General features: G+C 64.4%; 19 protein-coding genes. 18 read left to right on the top strand and 1 reads right to left on the bottom strand.

Annotated elements, in window-relative coordinates:
* The first annotated feature begins 3 nt into the window (after positions 1–3).
* Positions 4–780 (top strand): MBL fold metallo-hydrolase, encoded by a 777-nt coding sequence (locus U5A57_RS05640; protein WP_321908918.1) that lies wholly within the window; start codon positions 4–6, stop codon positions 778–780.
* Between the two features lie 123 nt (positions 781–903).
* On the opposite strand, the gene U5A57_RS05635 is transcribed toward U5A57_RS05640, so the two are convergent.
* Positions 904–1602, bottom strand: coding sequence for a Bax inhibitor-1/YccA family protein (locus tag U5A57_RS05635; protein WP_158757600.1), 699 nt, complete (start codon positions 1600–1602; stop codon positions 904–906).
* A gap of 316 nt (positions 1603–1918) precedes the next feature.
* On the opposite strand from U5A57_RS05635, the gene ndk reads away from it, so the two are divergent.
* The 17 genes from ndk to U5A57_RS05550 all read left to right on the top strand — a co-directional run bounded on the left by ndk (position 1919) and on the right by U5A57_RS05550 (position 21610).
* Complete coding sequence (gene ndk / locus U5A57_RS05630; RefSeq protein ID WP_321908916.1) at positions 1919–2344, top strand: nucleoside-diphosphate kinase; 426 nt, start codon at positions 1919–1921, stop codon at positions 2342–2344.
* 147 nt (positions 2345–2491) lie between these two features.
* Entirely contained in the window at positions 2492–3655 is a 1164-nt protein-coding gene (gene rlmN / locus U5A57_RS05625; RefSeq protein ID WP_321908914.1) for a 23S rRNA (adenine(2503)-C(2))-methyltransferase RlmN, read from the top strand.
* A 212-nt stretch (positions 3656–3867) separates the two neighbouring features.
* Positions 3868–5082, top strand: coding sequence for a RodZ domain-containing protein (locus tag U5A57_RS05620; protein ID WP_321908912.1), 1215 nt, complete (start codon positions 3868–3870; stop codon positions 5080–5082).
* A gap of 125 nt (positions 5083–5207) precedes the next feature.
* Positions 5208–6515, top strand: a complete 1308-nt coding sequence (ispG, locus tag U5A57_RS05615) for a flavodoxin-dependent (E)-4-hydroxy-3-methylbut-2-enyl-diphosphate synthase (RefSeq protein WP_321909204.1) — start codon at positions 5208–5210, stop codon at positions 6513–6515.
* A gap of 85 nt (positions 6516–6600) precedes the next feature.
* Entirely contained in the window at positions 6601–7938 is a 1338-nt protein-coding gene (hisS, locus tag U5A57_RS05610; RefSeq protein WP_321908911.1) for a histidine--tRNA ligase, read from the top strand.
* A gap of 78 nt (positions 7939–8016) precedes the next feature.
* Positions 8017–8646 carry a tetratricopeptide repeat protein gene (locus tag U5A57_RS05605; protein ID WP_321908910.1) on the top strand — a complete coding sequence of 210 codons (630 nt, stop codon included), beginning with the start codon at positions 8017–8019 and terminating at the stop codon, positions 8644–8646.
* An 87-nt stretch (positions 8647–8733) separates the two neighbouring features.
* Positions 8734–9879, top strand: a complete 1146-nt coding sequence (bamB, locus tag U5A57_RS05600; RefSeq protein ID WP_321908909.1) for an outer membrane protein assembly factor BamB — start codon at positions 8734–8736, stop codon at positions 9877–9879.
* A gap of 467 nt (positions 9880–10346) precedes the next feature.
* Positions 10347–11684, top strand: a complete 1338-nt coding sequence (gene der / locus U5A57_RS05595; protein WP_321908907.1) for a ribosome biogenesis GTPase Der — start codon at positions 10347–10349, stop codon at positions 11682–11684.
* A 162-nt stretch (positions 11685–11846) separates the two neighbouring features.
* Positions 11847–12083: an RNA chaperone Hfq gene (hfq, locus tag U5A57_RS05590; RefSeq protein WP_027793540.1), complete on the top strand. Its 237-nt coding sequence runs from the start codon at positions 11847–11849 to the stop codon at positions 12081–12083.
* 74 nt (positions 12084–12157) lie between these two features.
* Positions 12158–13327 carry a GTPase HflX gene (gene hflX / locus U5A57_RS05585; protein ID WP_321908906.1) on the top strand — a complete coding sequence of 390 codons (1170 nt, stop codon included), beginning with the start codon at positions 12158–12160 and terminating at the stop codon, positions 13325–13327.
* A gap of 98 nt (positions 13328–13425) precedes the next feature.
* A complete protein-coding gene (hflK, locus tag U5A57_RS05580) occupies positions 13426–14904 on the top strand; it encodes an FtsH protease activity modulator HflK (protein ID WP_321908905.1) in 1479 nt (492 codons plus the stop codon).
* A gap of 13 nt (positions 14905–14917) precedes the next feature.
* The gene (locus U5A57_RS05575; protein WP_321908903.1) at positions 14918–15832 is read left to right on the top strand and encodes a protease modulator HflC; all 915 of its coding nucleotides are present in this window, start codon (positions 14918–14920) and stop codon (positions 15830–15832) included.
* A gap of 47 nt (positions 15833–15879) precedes the next feature.
* The gene (locus U5A57_RS05570) at positions 15880–16071 is read left to right on the top strand and encodes a DUF2065 domain-containing protein (protein ID WP_028210024.1); all 192 of its coding nucleotides are present in this window, start codon (positions 15880–15882) and stop codon (positions 16069–16071) included.
* A gap of 122 nt (positions 16072–16193) precedes the next feature.
* Positions 16194–17345, top strand: coding sequence for an ATP phosphoribosyltransferase regulatory subunit (locus tag U5A57_RS05565; protein WP_321908901.1), 1152 nt, complete (start codon positions 16194–16196; stop codon positions 17343–17345).
* Positions 17346–17524: 179 nt separating this feature from the next.
* Entirely contained in the window at positions 17525–18871 is a 1347-nt protein-coding gene (locus U5A57_RS05560; RefSeq protein ID WP_321908899.1) for an adenylosuccinate synthase, read from the top strand.
* A 23-nt stretch (positions 18872–18894) separates the two neighbouring features.
* Entirely contained in the window at positions 18895–19464 is a 570-nt protein-coding gene (locus tag U5A57_RS05555) for a phosphoribosyltransferase (RefSeq protein ID WP_321908898.1), read from the top strand.
* Between the two features lie 259 nt (positions 19465–19723).
* Positions 19724–21610, top strand: coding sequence for a potassium transporter Kup (locus tag U5A57_RS05550; RefSeq protein ID WP_321908896.1), 1887 nt, complete (start codon positions 19724–19726; stop codon positions 21608–21610).
* Positions 21611–21694 lie beyond the last annotated feature (84 nt).

Below are 21694 nucleotides of genomic sequence, written 5' to 3'. Positions count from 1 at the left end.
GATATGCGATTTGCGAGCCTCGGCAGCGGCAGCGAGGGCAACGCACTGGTCGTAGAAGCAGGCAGCGGCACGACGCCCACGCGCGTGCTGCTCGACTGCGGATTCTCAGCGAAAGAAGTCGAGCGGCGCCTCGCCCGCGCGGGGCTGGCCGCCGACTCGCTCACCGCGATTCTCATTACCCACGAACACAGCGACCACATCGGCAGCGCACTCACGCTGGCGCGCCGCTGGTCGATTCCGCTTTACATGAGCTGGGGCACGGCGCAGGCCGTCGGCGCCGACGATGCCGCAGGCGTCGAACTCAACGTGTTGTGGGGCGATGAAGCAGTCGAAATCGGCGAACTTGGCGTGTTGCCCTACACGGTGCCGCACGACGCCCGCGAGCCGCTGCAGTTCGTGTTCGGCGACGGGGCGAGCCGGCTTGGCGTGCTGACCGACGTCGGCGAATCGACGTTGCATATCAGCAGCGTGCTGAGCGGTTGCGACGCACTCGTGCTCGAATGCAACCACGACCTCGAGATGCTCGCGGCGAGCCGCTATCCCGCATCGCTGAAGGCGCGTATTGGCGGGTCCCATGGTCACCTGAACAACGAGGCGGCCGGCGACATCCTCGCGGGGCTCGATCGTACGAAGTTGCGGCATTTGATCGCCGCGCACCTGAGCCAGCAAAACAACACTCCCGAGCTTGCGCGCGCGGCGATGGCCGCGGTTCTGGGAAACGCCGCAACGGAAATCGGGGTCGCCTCGCAAGCCGAGGGATTTGACTGGATCGCGCTCTAAGTCCTGCGCCCGCCTGGCAACCAAACGAGTGGACGAAAAAAAGCCCATGACGAAAGTCATGGGCTTTTTGCATGGTGAGGCCGGCGATCTGTCGATCCGGCCCCGCCAGGGATTGGTTGCGTTTTAGTTGCGATTGCCGCCGAAGATGCCGAGGATGGCGAGCAGGTTCGTGAACACGTTATAGAGGTCCAGATAGATCGCGAGCGTCGCCGAGATGTAGTTCGTCTCGCCACCGTTCACGACGCGCTGCACGTCGAACAGCATGTAGGCCGAGAAGATCGCGATGGCGAGCACCGAAACCGTCAGCATCAGCGCGGGCAGCTGCAGGAACATGTTCGCGACGCCGGCCAGCAGGATCACGATTACGCCCATGAACAGCCACTTGCCGAGGCCCGAGAAGTCACGCTTGCTGACCGTGGCGATGGTGGCCATGGCGGTGAAAATGATGCCGGTGCCGCCGAATGCGAGCATGATGAGCTGCGGGCCGTTCGAGAAGCCGAGGATGAACGACAGCAGGCGCGAAAGCATCAGGCCCATGAAGAACGTGAAGCCGAGCAGCACGAACACGCCCACCGAGCTGTCCTTGGTGCGCTCGATTGCGAACATGAAGCCGAAAGCGATCGCGAAGAACGCGAGCAGGCTCATGGCCGGGCTGGTGGCAGCAAAAAGCGAGAAGCCGGTCGCGACGCCCACCCACGCGCCGAGCACCGTCGGCACCATCGACAGCGCGAGCAGCCAATAGGTGTTGCGCAGCACGCGGTTGCGGGTCTCCGCCGAGGTGACGGTGCCGCCGCGGCCGAAGTTATAGGGATACTCGTTCATGCTTTCTCCTTGCGTGAGACGCGTGGGTGAGGGTGCGCAGGTGCGCGGTCCGCTCCCCCATAAGATAAGTGTGCTGACCCAGAGTTTCAACGGGTTGCCACACAGTTTCCGTTATGTTTCTACAGCGCTTGCGTACAGACTATGCCGCCAATCTTAAGCCTCTCTGAAACCTGCGGCGGCGCGGCGCTCGTGTCTGGATTGCGCTCATTAGCGCCGGTTTGCCGGACTATGAGGGTTCAATCGCAATCATACATGGGAACATGCTACAATTGCGGATTCATTTGAATCTGTAACCTCTTAATTTTTTGGAGCTTTTATGGCGATCGAACGCACCCTGTCGATTATCAAGCCGGACGCAGTGGCAAAGAACGTGATCGGCCAGATCTACAGCCGCTTCGAAAACGCTGGTCTGAAGGTCATTGCCGCCCGCATGGTCCACCTCTCGCGCGCTGACGCCGAGAAGTTCTACGCTGTTCACGCAGCGCGCCCGTTCTTCAAGGACCTCGTGGACTTCATGGTCTCGGGCCCGGTGATGATTCAAGCGCTCGAAGGCGAGAACGCCATCCTGAAGAACCGCGATCTGATGGGTGCAACGGACCCGAAGAAGGCTGACAAGGGCACGATCCGCGCTGATTTCGCCGACAGCATCGACGCGAACGCCGTGCACGGTTCGGACGCCGCTGAAACGGCTGCCGTGGAAATCGCGTTCTTCTTCCCGCAAGTCAACGTCTACTCGCGCTAAGCACAGCGCGGGCAGATTGCAGTAGTAGCATAGGGTCGCGAACGGCGATGACGCTCACCGTCCAGTTCCCGGTGCCGCGCAAGTGCGCAGGCAGCTGGGCAACGCGGGCGGTGGGCGCGCTCTCGCACTGAAATGGCAGGATTCGATATGACGAGCAGTTCCACCGTCAACCTTCTCGATCTCGACGCCCAAGGGCTCGTCGCCTATTGCGAGAGCCTGGGCGAGAAGCCGTTTCGCGCCAAACAGCTTCAGCGCTGGATCCATCAGTACAACGCCGCCGACTTCGACGGCATGACGGATCTCGCCAAATCGCTGCGCGAGAAGCTCAAAGGGCGCGCCACCATCGGCATGCCCGGCATCATTAGCGACAACGTTTCCTCCGACGGCACGCGCAAATGGCTCGTGGACGTCGGCAACGGCAACGCGGTCGAAACCGTGTTCATCCCCGAAGACAACCGCGGCACGCTGTGCGTGTCGTCGCAGGCGGGATGCGCGGTCAATTGCCGGTTCTGTTCGACCGGCAAGCAAGGTTTTTCACGCAATCTCACCACGGCCGAAATCATCGGCCAGCTGCGCATGGCGGAATTCGCCCTGCGTGCTTCCCTTCTGGGTGAAGCGGGCGGTCGCGCGACCGGCGGTGACGGCAAGGGCGAACGCGTCATCACGAACGTCGTGATGATGGGCATGGGCGAGCCGCTTCTGAACTACGACGCGGTCGTGCCGGCCATGCGCCTGATGCTCGACGACAACGCCTACGGCCTGTCGCGCCGGCGTGTCACGCTCTCCACCTCGGGCGTTGTGCCGATGATGGACCGTCTTGGGGCCGAACTTCCCGTGGCGCTCGCCGTGTCCTTGCACGCACCGAACGACGCGCTGCGCGACGAACTCGTGCCGCTCAACCGCAAGTACCCGCTGCGCGAGTTGATGGCGGCTTGCCAGCGCTACCTGGAAGTCGCGCCGCGCGACTTCATCACGTTCGAGTACTGCATGCTCGACGGCGTCAACGACACCGAAAAGCACGCGCGCGAATTGCTCGCCGTCACGCGTGACGTGCCGTGCAAGTTCAATCTGATCCCGTTCAATCCGTTCCCCGAGTCGGGCTTGCTGCGCTCGAAATCGGACCAGATCAAGCGCTTTGCGCAGATTCTGATGGATGCGGGCGTCGTCACGACCGTGCGCAAGACCCGCGGCGACGACATCGACGCGGCCTGCGGCCAGCTCGCCGGCGAGGTGAAGGACCGCACGCGCCTTGCCGAGCGCATGAGCCGGGACACGGGCAAGGTCATCGAAGTACGGCCGGTTCGGCACTGAGCCGGCATGAGGAGGGCCCACGGCGGCGTGCGGGGGAAACGCGCGGCCGTAGGCGGTAGTAAAGAAACGTTGCAGAAGCGATCGCAAGCGGCCAAAGGTTTTACAACGTGGCCGCGCATTTTGTTATAAACGGTCTGCGAATCGGGTAGACGCGGGGCGGGACGTGCCCCACCGGTTCCAGTATTGAAAAGAATCGACGCAAGGACTTTGGGATGAGCGAGCCGCAGCACCCTTTCGGGACAGACGGAACTGACAGCAACGCAGGTCGTTCGGCGCCGGGCGCGTCGCCCTCGCCGGTGCAGGCCGTGCCCGACACACTGGCTGCGGCCGGCGCGCGTCTTGCACAGCTGCGCGAGGCCAAGGGTTGGGCGATCGAAGATGTCTCGGCGCGCCTCAAAGTGGCGGTGTCGAAGCTGCGCGAACTCGAAGCGGGCGATCTCAGCCATCTGCCGGACACGACGTTCGCGCTGGGCGTGGTGCGCGCCTACGCGAAGCTGCTCGGCACCGATCCTGCGCCGTTCACGCAAGCGCTGCGCCGCGAGCGCGGCATTGCGCAGCCGGATCTGTCGATGCCCGCTTCTGCCGGCTCCGATCTGCCGCGCGGCCGCGTTTCCCTCTCGCTCGGCGGCGGTGGCGCACGTGCGCCGCGCCGTCGCGCCTCGTGGCTGTGGGGCGTGGCGATCATCGTGGTCGCGGTGCTCGCACTTTCCATGTGGCACACGAATAGTGGCGAATCGTCGGCGTGGTTTGCTCGCCTGAAGGCGATGGCAAATGGCGCGAGCGTGCAGCCGGGTGCGTCCTCGCCCACGGTGACGCAGGGCGTTGCGACCGGCAGCGAAGGCGCTTCGGCCGCCGAGGGCGCCGATCAGCCGGCTACGCCGCAAGCCGGCGACGCAAACGATGCGGGCGACAACGCCAATGCCGCGCCCGATCAAGGCGCAGGCGCGAGCGCGCCGCTTGCGGCGCCGCAAGCTACGCAACCGGCGCCGCAGGCGACGCAGCCGGCAACGCAACCGGCGCAACCTGCGGCTCAGCCGGCGCCCCAGGCGGCGAAGCCCGCCGCTGCAAGCGCAGCGCCGGCGGCTGCCGTTGCCAACGCGGCAAGCGCAGCGCACGCTCAGGCGGCGAGTGCAGCGGCCGCAGCGGCAGCGCAGAACCCGGCAGCCGACAACGGCGCGGACACTTCGACGTTCGCGATTCGCGTGACGCAGGACACCTGGGTCAGCGTGCGCCAGAAGGATGGCAAGGAAGTTTTCTCGGGCATGATCCACGGCAGCGACGCGCGTGAGATCACCGGCACCGAGCCGCTCAAGGTCACAGTGGGCAACAAGGCCGGCATCGAGTCGATGACCATCGACGGCCAGCCGGTCGACACGTCGAAGTACGCGTCGGCGCGCGGCAACGTTGCGCGCTTCGTGCTGCCCTGATCAAGACATGGCACGCGTCGCGGCCGGGCAAGTCTTCTTGCCTGCCGCGACGCTTTTTCAATTCACGCAGTGCCGTCGCCAACTAGCTGGCGATAAGCGCGCGTGAGGCGTAAATGGGTTTTTCGATGCAAAGCGAAACGCAATCCTCGACCAGCAACAGTCAGATCTGCTCGACCGAGCCGGTCCTCGGCGGCCACGCGCCGCGCCGCAAGTCGCATGCCGTGCATGTGCGCTGGGGCGGCCAGCTGGTGACGATCGGCGGCGACGCGCCGGTGCGCGTGCAGTCGATGACCAACACCGACACCGCGGACCCCATCGGCACCGCGATCCAGATCAAGGAACTCGCGCAGGCGGGCTCGGAACTCGTGCGTATCACGGTCAACACGCCGGAAGCCGCGGCGGCCGTGCCGTACATCCGCGAGCAGCTTGACCGCATGGGCGTGATGGTGCCGCTCGTCGGCGACTTCCACTACAACGGCCATCTGCTGCTGCGCGACTATCCCGCTTGCGCGGAGTCGCTCTCGAAGTACCGTATCAACCCGGGCAACGTGGGTCAGGGCGCGAAGCGCGACACGCAGTACGCGCAGATGATCGAGGCGGCCATCAAGTACGACAAGCCGGTGCGTATCGGCGTGAACTGGGGCAGCCTCGACCAGGACCTGCTCGCGCGCATGATGGACGAGAACGGCGCTCGCAAGGAGCCGTGGGAAGCGCAAAGCGTGATGTACGAAGCGCTCATTCAGTCGGCCATCGGCTCGGCGGAACGCGCGGTCGAACTCGGCCTTGGCCGCGACAAGATCATCCTGTCGTGCAAGGTGAGCGGCGTGCAGGACCTGATCGCCGTCTACCAGGAACTTGCAAAGCGCTGCGACTTCGCGCTGCACCTGGGTCTCACGGAAGCGGGCATGGGCTCGAAGGGCATCGTCGCTTCGACGGCGGCGCTTTCCGTGCTGCTCCAGCAGGGCATTGGCGATACGATCCGCATCTCGCTCACGCCGGAACCGGGCGGCGCGCGCACGGGCGAAGTCGTGGTCGGTCAGGAAATCCTGCAGACCATGGGCCTGCGCTCGTTCACGCCGATGGTCATCGCTTGCCCCGGCTGTGGTCGCACGACCAGCACGCTGTTCCAGGAACTGGCTTCGCAGATCCAGGGCTATCTGCGTGCGCAGATGCCGATCTGGCGCGACGAGTATCCTGGCGTCGAAACGATGAACGTCGCCGTGATGGGCTGCATCGTGAACGGCCCGGGCGAGTCGAAGCACGCGAACATCGGCATCAGCCTGCCGGGTTCGGGCGAGAACCCCGCGGCGCCGGTCTTCATCGACGGCGAAAAGGTGAAGACGCTGCGCGGCGAGCGCATCGCCGAAGAATTCCAGCAGATCGTGAGCGACTACGTCGCGCGCAAGTACGGCAAGGCCGAAGCGACGAACTGAGCAGGGCGGTCGATCCGCTCGTAGTTCGCTTGTGGCCGCTTGTGGTCACGATACGCACAACCGAATAAAGCCAATACGCAACGCAATGACTGAACAGAAACGCAAGCCCGAAAAGCTCACGGGCGTGAAGGGCATGAACGACATCCTGCCGCAGGAGGCAGGGCTGTGGGAATTCTTCGAAACCACGGTCAAGTCCATGCTTCGTTCGTACGGCTATCAAAATATCCGCACGCCGATCGTCGAGCATACGCAGCTCTTTACGCGCGGCATCGGCGAAGTGACCGACATCGTCGAGAAGGAGATGTACAGCTTCACCGACGCGCTCAACGGCGAGAATCTCACGCTGCGCCCGGAAGGCACGGCTGCCGCCGTGCGCGCGTCGATCGAGCACAACATGCTCTACGACGGTCCGAAGCGCCTGTGGTACATCGGCCCGATGTTCCGTCACGAGCGTCCGCAGCGTGGCCGTTATCGTCAGTTCCATCAGGTGGGCGTCGAGGCGCTCGGTTTCGCGGGTCCCGATGCGGACGCGGAAATCATCCTGATGTGCCAGCGCCTCTGGGACGATCTCGGCCTCGCCGGCATCAAGCTCGAGATCAACTCGCTCGGCGTGGCCGAAGAGCGTGCGGCGCATCGTGTCGAACTCATCAAATACCTTGAGCAGCACGTCGATCTGCTCGACGAAGACGGCAAGCGTCGCCTCTACACGAACCCGCTGCGCGTGCTCGACACGAAGAATCCCGCGCTGCAGGAGATCGCAGACAAGGCGCCGAAGCTGATCGACTTCCTCGGCGAGGCTTCGCTCGCGCACTTCGAAGGGCTGCAGCGCATTCTCAAGTCGAACAACATTCCGTTCAAGATCAACCCGCGTCTGGTGCGTGGTCTCGATTACTACAATCTGACCGTGTTCGAATGGGTGACCGACAAGCTCGGCGCGCAAGGCACGGTCGCAGCGGGCGGCCGCTACGATCCGCTGATCGAGCAACTGGGCGGCAAGCCGACGGCGGCGTGCGGCTGGGCCATGGGCATCGAGCGCATTCTCGAATTGCTCAAGGAAGAAGACCTCGTGCCGGAAGAAGAAGGTTGCGATGTCTACGTTGTCCACCAGGGCGACGCCGCGCGCGAGAAGGCGTTCATCGTGGCGGAGCGTCTGCGCGACACGGGCCTCGACGTTATTTTGCATTGCAGTGCCGACGGTCAGAGCGCGAGCTTCAAGTCGCAGATGAAGCGCGCAGATGCGAGCGGCGCGGCGTTTGCCGTGGTACTCGGCGAGGACGAAGTGGCCAAGGGCGAGGCCGGTGTGAAGGCGCTGCGCGGCACGGCCGCGGAGGCCCGCAGCGAGCAACAAACGGTAGCGCTTGAGGACTTGACCGAATATCTGATCAATGCGATGGTTGCATCCGCCGAAGACGGCGACGACTAACAGGGCCGCCCCAAGGGGCTGCCCGGTTCGCTGCGCATTCGAAAACAGGCTTCAGAATAAACGAGGAATCGCTACGCGATGAGTTACCACGACGAACAGGAATCGATCGAGAGCTTCAAGGCATGGTGGGGGCAGTGGGGTAACGCCGCTACGTGGGTCGTGCTGATCGTTCTGCTCGCGCTCGCTGCGTGGAATGGCTGGAACTTCTGGCAGCGCCGCCAGGCGGCCGAGGCCGCCGTGCTGTACGACCAGGTGCAACAGGCCGCGAACAGCAGCGACAAGTCCATGCTCATGCGCGTGGCGACCGACATGGAAGATCGCTTCGGCGGCACGGCGTACGCGCAGATGACTGCGCTTGGCGTGGCCAAGGCGCTCTACATGGCGGGCGACACGGCCGGCGCGAAGGCGCAGCTGCAATGGGCCGCCGATCACGCGAAGGACGACGAATTCCGCCAGATCGCGAAGCTGCGTCTCGCTTCGCTTCTGCTCGACGAAAAGGCCTACGATCAGGGCCTCGCGCTGATTCCGCAACCGGATTCGGGTCCGTTCAAGGGCATCGTGGCCGACGGCCGTGGTGATTTGCTGGCTGCGGCCGGCAAGCGCGACGACGCGCGCGCGTCCTACAAGCTGGCCCTCGACAGCCTGCCGAAGAGCGACGCTTCCGAGCGTCAGCTGATCCAGTTCAAGCTGGATGCGCTCGGCGGCTAATTCGACGGCTAAGTTGCGAAGCGCGCCGTGGGTGCGCGCAGCATTGCGAAACTATTCAAACCAACTTCATTCATGCGTCGTTCACCGATGAATCTGCTGAAACGAACCGTTGTGCCCGTCGCTCTCGCGATGACCGTCCTGGCTCTCGCAGCCTGCTCATCGACGAAAGACGTGCGTCGCGTGCCGGTGCCGCTGACCGATTTCAAGCAGGCGCTGGATGTCCAGCAGGTGTGGAAGTCGAGCGTCGGCAAGGCCGGCCGCTATCTGTTCGCGCCGGTCGCGGTGGGCGACGCGATCTACGCAGCGGGCGAGAACGGCTCGGTCGCGAAGATCGACGCCGCGTCGGGCAAGGACATCTGGCGCACCAAGCTCAAGGACGACCTCTCGGCGGGCGTGGGCAGCGACGGCAATCTCACGGCGGTGGGCGGCCTGAAGGGCGATGTCTACGTGCTCGACTCGAACGGCAAGCTCTCGTGGCAGGCCAAGGCCCCGGGCGAAGTCATCTCGCCGCCGCTCGTCGGCAACGGCCTCGTGATCGTGCGCACGATCGACGGGCAGATCGTCGCCTTCAACGGCCAGACGGGCGAGCAGAAGTGGCTCTACCGCAACCGCGCCGTGCCGCTGAATCTGCGCGTGTCGGCGGGCATGACGTTCGCGGGTGACCAGGCCGTGCTGGCCGGCTTCCCGGGCGGCTCGTTCGCAGCGATCAACCTGCAAAGCGGCGACGCGTTCTGGGAAACGCCGGTCTCTTACCCGAAGGGCGTGACGGAAGTCGAGCGTATCAATGACGTGAGCGGTCCGCCCACGCTGGTGGGTGCCACCACCTGCGCGGTGACGTTCCAGGGTCAGCTTGGCTGCTTCGACGCCAATTCGGGCCGTCCGATGTGGCAAAAGGCGTTCTCGAGCACGAGCGGGATCGCTCAGGATGAAGGCACGGTGGTCGGTGGCGACGACTGGTCGGTCGTGAAAGCGTTCAGCGTGTCGACGGGCGAGCCGACCTGGACGAACGAGAAGCTCAAGAGCCGCGACGTCAGCGTGCCCGCATTGCTGGGCCATGCGGTCGTGCTGGGTGACTTTGAGGGTTATGTCCACTTCCTCTCGCTCGACGACGGCAGCTTCGTCTCGCGCGTGAAGACCGACGGCAGCCCGATCACGGCGGCGCCGGTGCTCGCCGGCAACACGCTGGTCGTGCAGACGAAGGACGGCGACCTGTACGGTCTGCGTCCGCACTAAGTGGCGCTGGCTGCGGTAGCGCCTTCGGGGCGCGCCGCAGAGACACATGACGCCGGCTCGCGCGGCCGGCGTGCAAGGCAAGAAACGCGCATCGACCCGCGCACTGCACGCATACGCAGTTGGCAGCGCCTCACGAGCGGCGCTCCGATGCATGCAGATGCTCGAGGTAGCGGAGCCGGCAGGTTCCGATGCCTAACCCGCTGGCCGGCTCAAGCCGGCCATGCGCATTTTGGGACGGCGGCGTGCACGACCTCGCCGTTCATCCGCTGTTCACCCGCTGTTCACCGTTACCGCCCCAGGCGGTTGCGCGGCGTCCAGCCCCGGTCGCGTTGCGCTTTCGGCTCGGGGACGCGGCCCTGCTCGTGAATTTCGTGATAATTTGCAACTGATGCAGCCCCGCAGGCGCAGGGCTTGCCGCGCAGCGCGCCGGACTCTCCGGCGCTGCGCCTTACTGTAGAAAAGATCAGATGAAACCCGTAATCGCCCTCGTCGGGCGCCCCAATGTGGGGAAATCCACGCTGTTCAACCGGCTCACGCGTTCGCGCGATGCGCTGGTGGCCGACCTGCCTGGCCTCACGCGCGACCGTCACTACGGTGAAGGGCGCGTGGGCGAGCGCCCGTATCTCGTGGTCGACACCGGTGGCTTCGAGCCGGTCGCGAAGGACGGCATCCTGCACGAAATGGCGCGCCAGACGCGTCAGGCTGTGGAAGAGGCCGATATCGTCGTGTTCATTTGCGACGGCCGTAATGGACTCGCGCCCCAGGACAAGCACATCGCCGATTATCTGCGCAAGACCGGCCGGCCGATCTTCCTTGTGGTGAACAAGGCAGAGGGCATGAAGTACAGCGCCGTGGCTGCCGACTTCTATGAACTCGGTCTCGGCGACCCGCGCGCGATTTCCGCGGCGCACGGCGACGGCGTGACGGAAATGATCAACGAGGCGCTCGAACAGGCGTACGCCGATCAGCCCGAGGAAAGCGAAGAGGACGCCGCCAAACACGGGATCAAGATCGCGATCGTCGGTCGCCCTAACGTGGGCAAGTCGACGCTCGTCAATACGCTGATTGGCGAAGACCGCGTGATCGCATTCGACATGCCGGGCACGACGCGCGATTCGATTTACGTGGATTTCGAGCGCGGCGGCAAGAAGTACACGCTGATCGACACGGCAGGCCTGCGCCGCCGCGGCAAGGTGTTCGAAGCGATCGAGAAGTTCTCGGTGGTGAAGACGCTGCAGTCGATCGCCGACGCCAACGTGGTGATTCTGCTGCTCGATGCGCAGCAGGAAATCTCGGACCAGGACGCGCATATCGCGGGCTTCGTGGTGGAACAGGGCCGCGCGCTCGTGGTGGGCGTGAACAAGTGGGACGGCATGGACGACCACGCGCGCGAGCGCACCAAGCACCACCTGCAGCGCAAGCTCAAGTTCCTCGACTTCGCGGAAATGCGCTTCATCTCGGCGACGGAGAAGTTCGGCATCGGCCCGCTCATGCGTTCGGTGGACGACGCCTATGCCGCCGCCATGGCGAAGCTGCCCACGCCGAAGCTCACGCGCGCGCTCATCGAAGCCGTGGAGTTCCAGCAGCCGCGTCGCCGCGGCCCGGTGCGTCCGAAGTTGCGCTACGCGCACCAGGGGGGACAGAACCCTCCGATTATCGTCATTCACGGCAACGCACTCGACGCCGTGACGGAAACCTACAAGCGCTATCTGGAGAACCGTTTCCGGGAAACTTTCTCGCTCACCGGCACTCCATTGCGCATAGAGTTTCGCTCCTCGACGAATCCCTATACCGAGAAAAACTAGGCTGTTGCTGAATAGCGTTCGCTACCCCGCAAAGGCCGCCTGGCCGAACCGCCAGGAACCGCGCGGGGGAACGAGAATCGGCTATAGTGTAGCGATTGGTGGTGGATTTCTTTTTCTTCATCCCAATATAAGTTAAACCTGCAAAAAAATACGGAGTTTGCTATGAGCAACAAAGGGCAATTGTTACAAGACCCGTTTCTGAACGCGCTGCGCAAGGAGCACGTGCCTGTTTCGATCTATCTGGTCAACGGCATCAAGCTTCAAGGGAACATCGAATCGTTCGACCAGTACGTCGTGTTGCTCCGTAATACGGTTACGCAAATGGTTTACAAGCACGCCATCTCCACGGTGGTTCCGGCCCGTCCGGTGAATTTCCACCCGGATACGGAAGCGTCCTGACCCATGACGCGGCCGGACCGGGGCGCCTCGCAGGCTGCTCTGGTCCGGCCGCTTTCATTTTGACATCCTCTAATTTGATCAACGCCGCACTCGTCGGCATCGACTTCGGCAAGACCGACTTCGAAGCCAGTCTCGAAGAACTCAGCCTGCTCGCTAAAAGCGCGGGCGCCACTCCTGCTGTCACGCTCACCGGGCGACGCTCCAGCCCCGACGCCGCCATGTTCATTGGTAGCGGCAAGGCCGAGGAACTGCGTCTCGCCTGCGAAGCGAACGACATCGAAATCGTCATCTTCAATCACGCGCTGTCGCCCGCCCAGCAACGCAATCTGGAGCGCGCGCTCAATCGTCGCGTGGTCGACCGCACGAGCCTCATTCTCGACATCTTTGCCCAGCGCGCCCGCAGCCATGAAGGCAAGCTGCAGGTCGAACTCGCGCAGCTGCAATACCTCGCCACGCGCCTCGTGCGCGCCTGGACTCACCTTGAGCGCCAGAAGGGCGGTATCGGCCTGCGCGGCCCGGGTGAAACGCAGCTCGAAACCGACCGCCGGCTGATCGGCGAGCGCATCAAGATGCTGCAGGGCAAGCTTGCGAAGCTGCGCCGCCAGCACGGCACGCAGCGGCGTCAGCGCGAGCGCACCCGCACGATGTCGGTGTCGCTCGTGGGCTATACGAACGCGGGCAAGTCCACGCTCTTCAATGCGCTCACGAAGGCGCAGGCCTACGCCGCCGACCAGCTGTTTGCGACGCTCGACACGACCTCGCGGCGCCTCTGGCTCGGGGACGAAGTGGGCCAGATCGTGCTGTCCGATACCGTCGGGTTCATCCGCGAGCTGCCTCACCAGTTAGTCGCCGCATTCCGCGCGACGCTGCAGGAAACGGTTCAGGCCGACTTGCTGCTGCACGTGGTGGATGCGTCGAGCGCCGTGCGTCTCGACCAGATCGACGAGGTGAACAAGGTGCTGCGTGATATCGGCGCGGACACGATCCGTCAGGTGCTGGTCTTCAACAAGATTGACGCGGTGCCGGAACTGGCGGCCCGTGGCGGAACGGTCGAGCGTGATGAATATGGTAATATTTCGCGCGTCTTTTTGAGCGCACGCACGGGCGTCGGACTGGATGCGCTGCGCTCCGCCATCGCCGAAATCGCGACTGCCGAGCCGCTTGCCGACGCGCCGCAGTCCCTGGCCGCAGACTGGAGCGCGGTGCAGGAAGAACCTCGCTGGGAACCCGAACACGAGCGCTGAAGCGCGCCCGGCATTGCCTCGCAAGCAAGGCCGGCCCCGCGGCTCCGATGGAATCCGCACGCAATTGACCCGCTGTCTACTCTGGTGAACGAACACAGGTGAACGATTACAACAAGCGGACTGGCTGGCAGCGCACGCGCGCCATTTTCTCGTTGAACGACCCGCGTTGGGGTCGAGGCGACGGCAATGGCCAGCGTTCTGACGACGGGCGTCGCCCGCCGGGCAACAAGGGTGACAACGGCGACAAGGGAGACGGTCCGCCGGATCTCGACGAAATGTGGCGCGACTTCAACCGCCGCGTGTCCGCTTTCTTCGGCCGCAAGGGCAAGGGGCCGGGTGGCTTCGGGCCGCGCCCGGACAACGGCCACGGCGCGCGCATCGGCGTGGGCATCGTAATCGGCGTGCTCATTGCGATCTACGTGGGCAGTGGCGTGTTCGTCGTCCAGGAAGGGCAGGCCGGCGTCGTGCTGCAGTTCGGCCAGTATCGCCACACGGTGGGTCAGGGCGTGCACTGGCGCATGCCGTATCCGTTCCAGACGCATGAAATCGTCAATGTCGGCCAGATCCGCACCGTCGAGATCGGCCGCAACAACCTCGTGCGCCCGGCAAACGTGAAGGACGCCGCGGTCATCACGCACGACGGCGACATCCTCAACGTGCGCTTTACCGTGCAGTACCAGGTCAAGCAGCCGACCGACTATCTGTTCCGCAGCGTCGATCCCGACCTCACCGTCACGCAGGCCGCGCAGGCGGCGGTGCGCACCGTGGTGGGCGCGCGCAGCACGAACGACATGCTTTACGCCGACCGCGAGCCAATTCGCGCCCAGCTTGCCGACACGATCCAGCACGCGCTCGACGAGTACAAGACGGGCCTCGGCGTGACCGGCGTGGCGATCCAGAGCGTCTCGGCGCCCGATCAGGTGCAGGCGGCACTCGACGACGAAGCCAAGGCGCGCCAGGACCGCGACCGCGCGAAGCGCGATGCCCAGGCCTATGCCGACCAGCTGCTGCCGCGCGCGCAGGCCGACGCGGCGCGTCTCATCGACGAAGCCAAGGCTTACAGCGAACGTGTGGTGTCGCAGGCACAGGGCGATGCGCAACGATTCACGCAGGTCTACGAACAATATGCGAAGGCGCCGGCTGTGATTCGCGAGCGCATGTATCTCGAGACGATGCAGCACATCTATTCGAATGCGACGAAGGTGTTCGTCGACAGCAAGTCGGGCAACAACGTGATTAATCTGCCGCTCGACAAGCTCGTCGACATGACACGTCAGCGCGCCGCCGTGGCTGCGGGCGCAACAGGCGCGGCTGCGGCCTCGGCTTCGAGCGCCGGTGCCGGTGCCGGTGCCGGTGCGGCAACGGCCGGCGCGGCTTCGGACGCCAACGCGGCCTCCGCTCCGGCAGCCGGCAGCGACTCACAGCAAGGCGCACAGCAGCAAGGTGCACAGCAGGGCGCCCAGCAGCAGGGCGCAGCTCCCGCAACTACGGCCAGCGACGCGGCAGCCGCCGCGAGCGACGCCTTCCGTTCGCGCGATGCGTTCCGCTCGCGCGGCCGCGAAAGCGACGTGCAATAAGGGGAGCGCCACTATGAACAAGATCATTGCGCTCGTCGTTGCCGTCGTGGTTGTCGTGCTGGTTGCGTCGTCGGCCGTCTTCATGGTCGATCCGCGCCACGTCGCCATCATTTCCTCGTCGGGCGGGGCCAACGCCACGCTCGCGGGTCCTGGGCTGCACGTGAAGCTGCCGCCGCCGTTCCAGACCGCCACGTTCATCGACACGCGCATTCAGGCGTTCGATGCGCCCGATGCCGACCGTTACACGACGTCGGACAAGACCGAACTGCTCGTGAACCCGGTCGTGCGTTATCGCATTTCCGATCCACTCAAGCTTTTCGCGGCCACAAAGGGCGATGCACAGACGCTTTCCGACCGCCTCGCGTCGCTGTCGCGCGACGCGCTCGGCGACGCGATCTCGAAAGTCACGCTCACCGAGGCGCTGGCGCAGCAGGAAGCCATTGCCAACGGCGCGCGCGACGCGCTCAGGCAAAGCGCGGCGCCGCTCGGCATCGACGTGATCGCGATCGAACTCACGCGCGTCGATTACCCGCCGGAGCTGGCGCAAACGATCTTCAAGCGCATGAGCGCCGCACGCGAGCAGGCCGCTGCCGAGATTCGCGAGAAGGGCGCGGCCGAGGCGCAGCAGATCAAGGACGACGCACAGCGCAAGCAGCAGGGCGTGCTGGCCGACGCCTATGCGCAGGCGCAAGCGATCAAGGGCGAGGGTGACGGCAAGGCCGCCGCGATTGCCGCCGAGGCGTTCGGGCGCGACCCGGACTTCTACCGGTTCTATCAAAGCATGCTCGCTTACCGCGAGAGCTTCCGGCCCGGCGACGTCATCGTGGTCGACTCATCGAGCGACTTCTTCCGCTTCATGCGTGGCCCGAACGGCGGCGCGAATGGCGGAGATAACGCATCGGCTTCCGCCACCCCGCGCAAACACTAGACAAAACGAGACACACGCGCCGCGCACTGCGCGGCGTCTTTCTTCGCATGGACATAGCTGGCTCCCTCTTGCTCGCGATCGCATTGATGCTGATTATCGAGGGCATGTTCCCGTTCGTTTTTCCGACGGCGTGGCGTGACACATTCCGTAAAATCGCGGAACGGCCGCCGCATCACATCAGGATTGGCGGGCTCATCGTGATGGGGCTCGGCCTCGTCCTGCTGATGCTGGCGACCTGACCGCATCATGCCGCCGCGGTTTTCAGATGCGGTGTGCGATGGGCGTTTTTTGACGGATTCCGAATTACCGGGCGGCGTGGCGTTTCGCCGCGCGTGGCCCTCATTGTGGTAGGACTCAACCGATGTCGACCTGGTTACTCCCCGAGAATATTGCGGACGTGCTGCCGTCCGAAGCGCGCAAGATCGAAGAGCTGCGCCGCCGCCTGCTCGATCGTTTCCGCGCCTATGGCTACGAAATGGTCATGCCGCCGTTGCTCGAGTATCTCGAGTCGCTGCTCGTGGGCAGCGGGCGCGACCTGAACCTGCGCACGTTCAAGCTCGTCGACCAGCTCTCGGGCCGCACGCTCGGCCTGCGCGCCGACATGACGCCGCAGGTCGCGCGCATCGACGCGCACCTGTTGAACCGCCAGGGCGTGACGCGCCTGTGCTATGCGGGCAACGTGCTGCACACGCGCCCGCGCGGCTTGCACGCCACGCGCGAACAGATCCAGACCGGCGCCGAAATCTACGGCCACGCGGGCCTCGAAGCCGACCTCGAAATCCAGCAGCTGATGCTCGATGCGCTGCGCCTCGCGGGCCTCGCGAAGGTGCGCCTCGACCTCTCGCACGCGGGCGTGCTCGCGGCGATCTTCGAAGCGGACCCGGCTGCGGCTGCACTCGGCGATGCCTTGTATGAAGCACTCGCTGGCAAGGACGTGCCGCGCCTCGCGGAACTCACGCAGAACCTCGACGCCGCCACGCGCGACGCTTTGCGCGCGCTGCCGTCGCTCTACGGCGACGCGAGCGTGATCGACGAGGCGCGCGCGCGTCTGCCGGCGCTGCCGGGCATTGCGCGAGCGCTCGACGACCTCGCGTTCCTCGTGCGCGAGATCGAGGGTGCGGAGCTGATGCTCGACCTCGCCGATCTCGGTGGCTACGCGTACCACAGCGGCGTGATGTTCTCCGCCTACGTGGACGGCGTGCCGAACGCCGTGGCCCGTGGCGGCCGTTACGACAAGGTGGGTGAGGCCTATGGCCGCGCCCGCGCGGCAACGGGTTTTTCGCTTGATTTGCGCGAAGTGGCGCGCATTTCCCCGGTCGAAGCGCGCAGCAGCGCGATCCTCGCGCCGTGGCGCCATGACGAGGCGCTGCGCGCCGCCGTCGCCGCGCTGCGCGATGCGGGCGAGGTCGTGATCCAGGCGCTGCCGGGCCACGAGCACGACATGGACGAGTTCGCCTGCGACCGCGTGCTCATCGAGCGCGACGGCGTCTGGGTCGTCGAAAAACACGCCTGATACTGCACCGGGGCGGCCATTCGCGCCGCCCGCGAAGCGGCCGCGCAGCCGTGCCAAAGCACGCTTCGCTTCGCGCATGCCGTTGAGTGCAAAAGGAAATTCCGCGAATTTCGGGAAAAAAAGGCGGCCTTGCCGCTGAACCCAGGTAAAATACGTTTTTAACCAGCTAACGAAACACCATGTCTGCCAGCGCAGTGAATGTAACCCCGGGACGCAATGTCGTCGTCGTGGGCACCCAATGGGGCGATGAAGGCAAGGGCAAGATCGTCGACTGGCTGACGGACCACGCGCAAGGCGTGGTGCGTTTCCAGGGCGGTCACAACGCCGGCCACACACTCATCATCGGCGGCAAGAAGACCATTCTCCGGCTGATCCCGTCGGGCATCATGCGTGCCGGCGTCGCCTGCTACATCGGCAACGGCGTGGTGCTCTCGCCCGAAGCGCTTTTCAAGGAAATCGGCGAGCTCGAAGAAGCGGGCATCGACGTCCAGAAGCGCCTGTTCATCTCCGAAGCCACCACCCTCATCCTGCCGTACCACATCGCCATCGACCAGGCGCGCGAAGCCAAGCGCGGCGCCGCGAAGATCGGTACGACGGGCCGCGGCATCGGTCCGGCCTACGAAGACAAGGTGGCGCGCCGCGGTCTGCGTGTGCAGGACCTGTTCGAGCCGGAAAACTTCGCCGCTCGCCTGCGCGAGAACCTCGACTACCACAACTTCGTGCTCACGCAGTACCTGGGCGCGCCGGCCGTGGACTATCAGCAAACGCTCGACACGATGCTCTCGTACGCCGAGCGTCTGAAGCCGATGGTCACGGACGTTTCGCGACGTCTGTACGACGTGAACAACGAAGGCGGCAACCTGCTGTTCGAAGGTGCACAGGGCACGCTGCTCGACATCGACCACGGCACCTATCCGTTCGTCACATCGAGCAACTGCGTCGCGGGTGCAGCTTCGGCCGGCGCGGGCGTCGGTCCGCAAAAACTGAATTACGTGCTCGGCATCACCAAGGCGTATTGCACGCGCGTCGGTTCGGGCCCGTTCCCGAGCGAACTGTACGACGCCGACAACGCCGATCGCCAGGAAGAAGTGGGCCTCACGCTCGCGAAGGTCGGCAAGGAATTCGGTTCGGTCACGGGCCGTCCGCGCCGCACCGGCTGGCTCGACGCTGCTGCACTGCGCCGCTCGATCCAGATCAACGGCGTGACGGGTCTGTGCATCACGAAGCTCGACGTGCTCGACGGTCTCGACGAAGTGAAGCTCTGCGTCGGCTACAAGGTCGATGGCAAGGACGTGGACATTCTGCCGCGCGGCGCCTCGCAAGTGGCCGCATGCGAGCCGGTCTACGAGACGTTCGAAGGCTGGAACGAAAGCACCATCGGCATCACGCAGTTCGACGCGCTGCCCAAGAGCGCGCAGGCGTATCTCACGCGCGTGCAGGAAGTCGCCGGTGTGCCGATCGACATGGTTTCGACGGGCCCGGATCGCGACGAAACGATCCTGCTGCGTCATCCGTTCAAGGTCTAAGTAGCAAGAAGGCAGAAGCAAAAATGATTCAAATGATGGACCCGCGCAACGACGACAAGAACCTGTGGGTCGGCTGGGATGAGTATCACCGGCTGATCGAACTGCTCGCGCTCAAGGTGCACGAGTCGCGCTGGAAGTTCGACCAGATCCTGTGTCTCGCGCGCGGGGGCTTGCGCGTGGGCGACCAGCTCTCGCGCATCTACGATCTGCCGCTGGCGATCCTCGCAACCAGCTCGTACCGCGAAGCCGCAGGTACGGAGCAGGGCGATCTCGACATCGCGCAGTACATCACGATGACGCGCGGTCACCTGGAAGGCAACGTGCTGCTAGTCGACGACCTCGTCGATTCGGGCGTCACGCTTGCCCGCGTGCAGGAGCACCTCAAGGAGCGTTACCCGGCTGTGACCGGCGTGCGCTCGGCGGTGCTCTGGTACAAGGGCTGCTCGAAGGTGACACCGGACTATTTCGTCCAGCATCTGCCGACCAATCCGTGGATTCACCAGCCGTTCGAGGAGTGGGACACGGTGCGCCCGCACAATCTCGGTGCGTGGATCAAGCGTGGTCTGCAGCAGGCGCAAGCGGCGCAGAAGTAAGCAGGGGTTATGCCGCCGTCAGGGTTTTCGGACCCGTGGCGCGCTGATCCAGAGACGGAGCCTTTATGGCTCCGTTTTTTTTTGCGTATCGCCCACGTTCCCTGGCGGCAGCGCAGGCGGGCAGACGTCATCTGGGGCCGGTGCTAAACTGCGCGGGGACAAGGGGATGTCGCAGTGCCGCGACGGCCGCTCGGTTTTGGCCACAGCCCGGTTTAGAATAGCGCTCGTTTTTTCCGCCTCGCAACGGATTACCGCGTATATGACAACTAGCACACACGTGGCCAAGCAGCCGCTACCTACTCTCGCCGTAGCGGCCATCGGCGTGGTGTTCGGCGACATCGGCACGAGCCCGCTGTATTCGCTGAAAGAGGCGTTCAGCCCTTCGCACGGCATTCCGCTCAACGACACCTCCATTCTCGGCGTCATTTCATTGCTGTTCTGGGCGATCGTGATCGTCGTCAGCGTCAAGTATGTCCTTTTTGTGATGCGCGCCGACAACAACGGCGAGGGCGGCGTACTCGCGCTCATGGCGCTCGCCATGCGCTCGTTCAACCGCAAGAGCAAGTCGGCAGCCTTGCTCACGGCATTGGGCATCTTCGGCGCGTGCATGTTCTACGGCGATGCCGTGATCACGCCGGCGATCTCGGTCATGTCGGCAGTGGAAGGCCTCGAAATTGCTGCGCCCAAACTCTCGCATCTGGTGCTGCCGTTCACGATGGTGATCCTGATCCTGCTGTTCTGGATCCAGCGGCACGGCACCGCGCTGGTCGGCCGTCTGTTCGGCCCGATCATGGTGCTCTGGTTCATCACCATCGGCGTGCTCGGCGTCTCGCGCATCGTGCAGGCGCCTGGCGTTATCGCGGCGCTCAGTCCGTACTACGCGGTCAGCTTCATGGGCGCGCACATGCTGCAGGCTTACGTGGTGCTCGGTTCGGTCGTGCTGGTGCTGACCGGCGCGGAAGCGCTCTATGCCGACATGGGCCACTTCGGCGCGAAGCCGATTCGCTGCGCCTGGTACACGCTCGTGATGCCCTCGCTCGTGCTGAACTACTTCGGCCAGGGCGCGCTCTTGATGCAGGACCATCGCGCGATCGAAAATCCGTTCTTCCTGCTCGCGCCTGACTGGGCCTTGCTGCCGCTCGTCGTGCTCTCGACGGTCGCCACCGTGATCGCCTCGCAGGCCGTGATCTCGGGTGCATACTCGCTCACGAGTCAGGCCATTCTGCTTGGCTACGTGCCGCGCATGAAGGTGCTGCACACGTCGGATCTCGCCATCGGTCAGATCTACGTGCCGGTCGTGAACTGGATGCTGCTCTTCATCATTCTGTGCATCGTGGTCGCCTTCAAGAGTTCGGACAATCTGGCCGCCGCCTACGGTATCGCCGTGACCGCGACGATGGTGATCACCACGGTGCTCGTCGCCGTCGTGATGACGAAGGTATGGAAGTGGAACAAGGCGCTCGTCGCCTGCATCATCTCGGTGTTGCTGGCCGTCGACCTGGGGTTTTTCGGCGCGAACCTGCTTAAGGTCGAAGAGGGGGGCTGGCTGCCGCTTGGCATCGGCGCGCTGCTGTTCTTCCTGCTGATGACCTGGTTCAAGGGCCGCATGATCGTGAAGGACCGCACGGCCGCCGACGGTATTCCGCTCATGCCTTTCCTGCAAGGGCTGCTCGCGCACCCGCCGCATCGCGTTTCGGGCACGGCCATCTACCTCACGGGCAGCGAATCGCTCGTGCCGGTCAGCCTGCTGCACAACCTCAAGCACAACAAGGTGCTGCACGAGCGCACGATCTTCCTCACGTTCGTGATCCGCGATATTCCGTATGTGGCTGACGCCGAACGCGTGTCGGTCAAGGATATCGGCGGTGGGCTCTATCTCGTGAAGGCCGATTACGGCTTTAACGAAACCCCCGACGTGCAAGCGGTGCTCGATGACATTTCGCGCACGCACAACATGACGTTCGAGATGATGGACACGTCGTTCTTCCTCGCGCGCGAGACGGTCGTGCCGACGCAACTGCCGGGCATGTCGATCTTCCGCGAACGCATATTCGCGTGGATGCATCAGAACGCCGCGAAGCCCACCGACTTCTTCAGCATTCCTGCGAACCGCGTAGTCGAACTCGGGACGAAGATCGAGATCTGATCACGGCGTTTCGACCAACAAAAAAGGCACCCGAGGGTGCCTTTTTTGTTGCGCATACAACGTAAGCCGTTGCGGCCCACGTGG

The sequence above is a fragment of the Paraburkholderia sp. J11-2 genome (genome assembly GCF_905220185.1).
GTDB lineage: Bacteria > Pseudomonadota > Gammaproteobacteria > Burkholderiales > Burkholderiaceae > Paraburkholderia.
The sequence above is the reverse complement of the archived record's forward strand: the minus strand, read 5'-3'. Positions and strand labels throughout refer to the sequence as shown.

Bases quoted from the DNA above. Each gene is read 5' to 3' on its own strand.
- U5A57_RS05640 (WP_321908918.1), top strand. From the start codon at position 4: ATGCGATTTGCGAGCCTCGGCAGCGGCAGCGAGGGCAACGCACTGGTC.
- U5A57_RS05635 (WP_158757600.1), bottom strand. From the start codon at position 1,602: ATGAACGAGTATCCCTATAACTTCGGCCGCGGCGGCACCGTCACCTCG.
- ndk (WP_321908916.1), top strand. From the start codon at position 1,919: ATGGCGATCGAACGCACCCTGTCGATTATCAAGCCGGACGCAGTGGCA.
- rlmN (WP_321908914.1), top strand. From the start codon at position 2,492: ATGACGAGCAGTTCCACCGTCAACCTTCTCGATCTCGACGCCCAAGGG.
- U5A57_RS05620 (WP_321908912.1), top strand. From the start codon at position 3,868: ATGAGCGAGCCGCAGCACCCTTTCGGGACAGACGGAACTGACAGCAAC.
- ispG (WP_321909204.1), top strand. From the start codon at position 5,208: ATGCAAAGCGAAACGCAATCCTCGACCAGCAACAGTCAGATCTGCTCG.
- hisS (WP_321908911.1), top strand. From the start codon at position 6,601: ATGACTGAACAGAAACGCAAGCCCGAAAAGCTCACGGGCGTGAAGGGC.
- U5A57_RS05605 (WP_321908910.1), top strand. From the start codon at position 8,017: ATGAGTTACCACGACGAACAGGAATCGATCGAGAGCTTCAAGGCATGG.
- bamB (WP_321908909.1), top strand. From the start codon at position 8,734: ATGAATCTGCTGAAACGAACCGTTGTGCCCGTCGCTCTCGCGATGACC.
- der (WP_321908907.1), top strand. From the start codon at position 10,347: ATGAAACCCGTAATCGCCCTCGTCGGGCGCCCCAATGTGGGGAAATCC.
- hfq (WP_027793540.1), top strand. From the start codon at position 11,847: ATGAGCAACAAAGGGCAATTGTTACAAGACCCGTTTCTGAACGCGCTG.
- U5A57_RS05575 (WP_321908903.1), top strand. From the start codon at position 14,918: ATGAACAAGATCATTGCGCTCGTCGTTGCCGTCGTGGTTGTCGTGCTG.
- U5A57_RS05570 (WP_028210024.1), top strand. From the start codon at position 15,880: ATGGACATAGCTGGCTCCCTCTTGCTCGCGATCGCATTGATGCTGATT.
- U5A57_RS05565 (WP_321908901.1), top strand. From the start codon at position 16,194: ATGTCGACCTGGTTACTCCCCGAGAATATTGCGGACGTGCTGCCGTCC.
- U5A57_RS05560 (WP_321908899.1), top strand. From the start codon at position 17,525: ATGTCTGCCAGCGCAGTGAATGTAACCCCGGGACGCAATGTCGTCGTC.
- U5A57_RS05555 (WP_321908898.1), top strand. From the start codon at position 18,895: ATGATTCAAATGATGGACCCGCGCAACGACGACAAGAACCTGTGGGTC.
- U5A57_RS05550 (WP_321908896.1), top strand. From the start codon at position 19,724: ATGACAACTAGCACACACGTGGCCAAGCAGCCGCTACCTACTCTCGCC.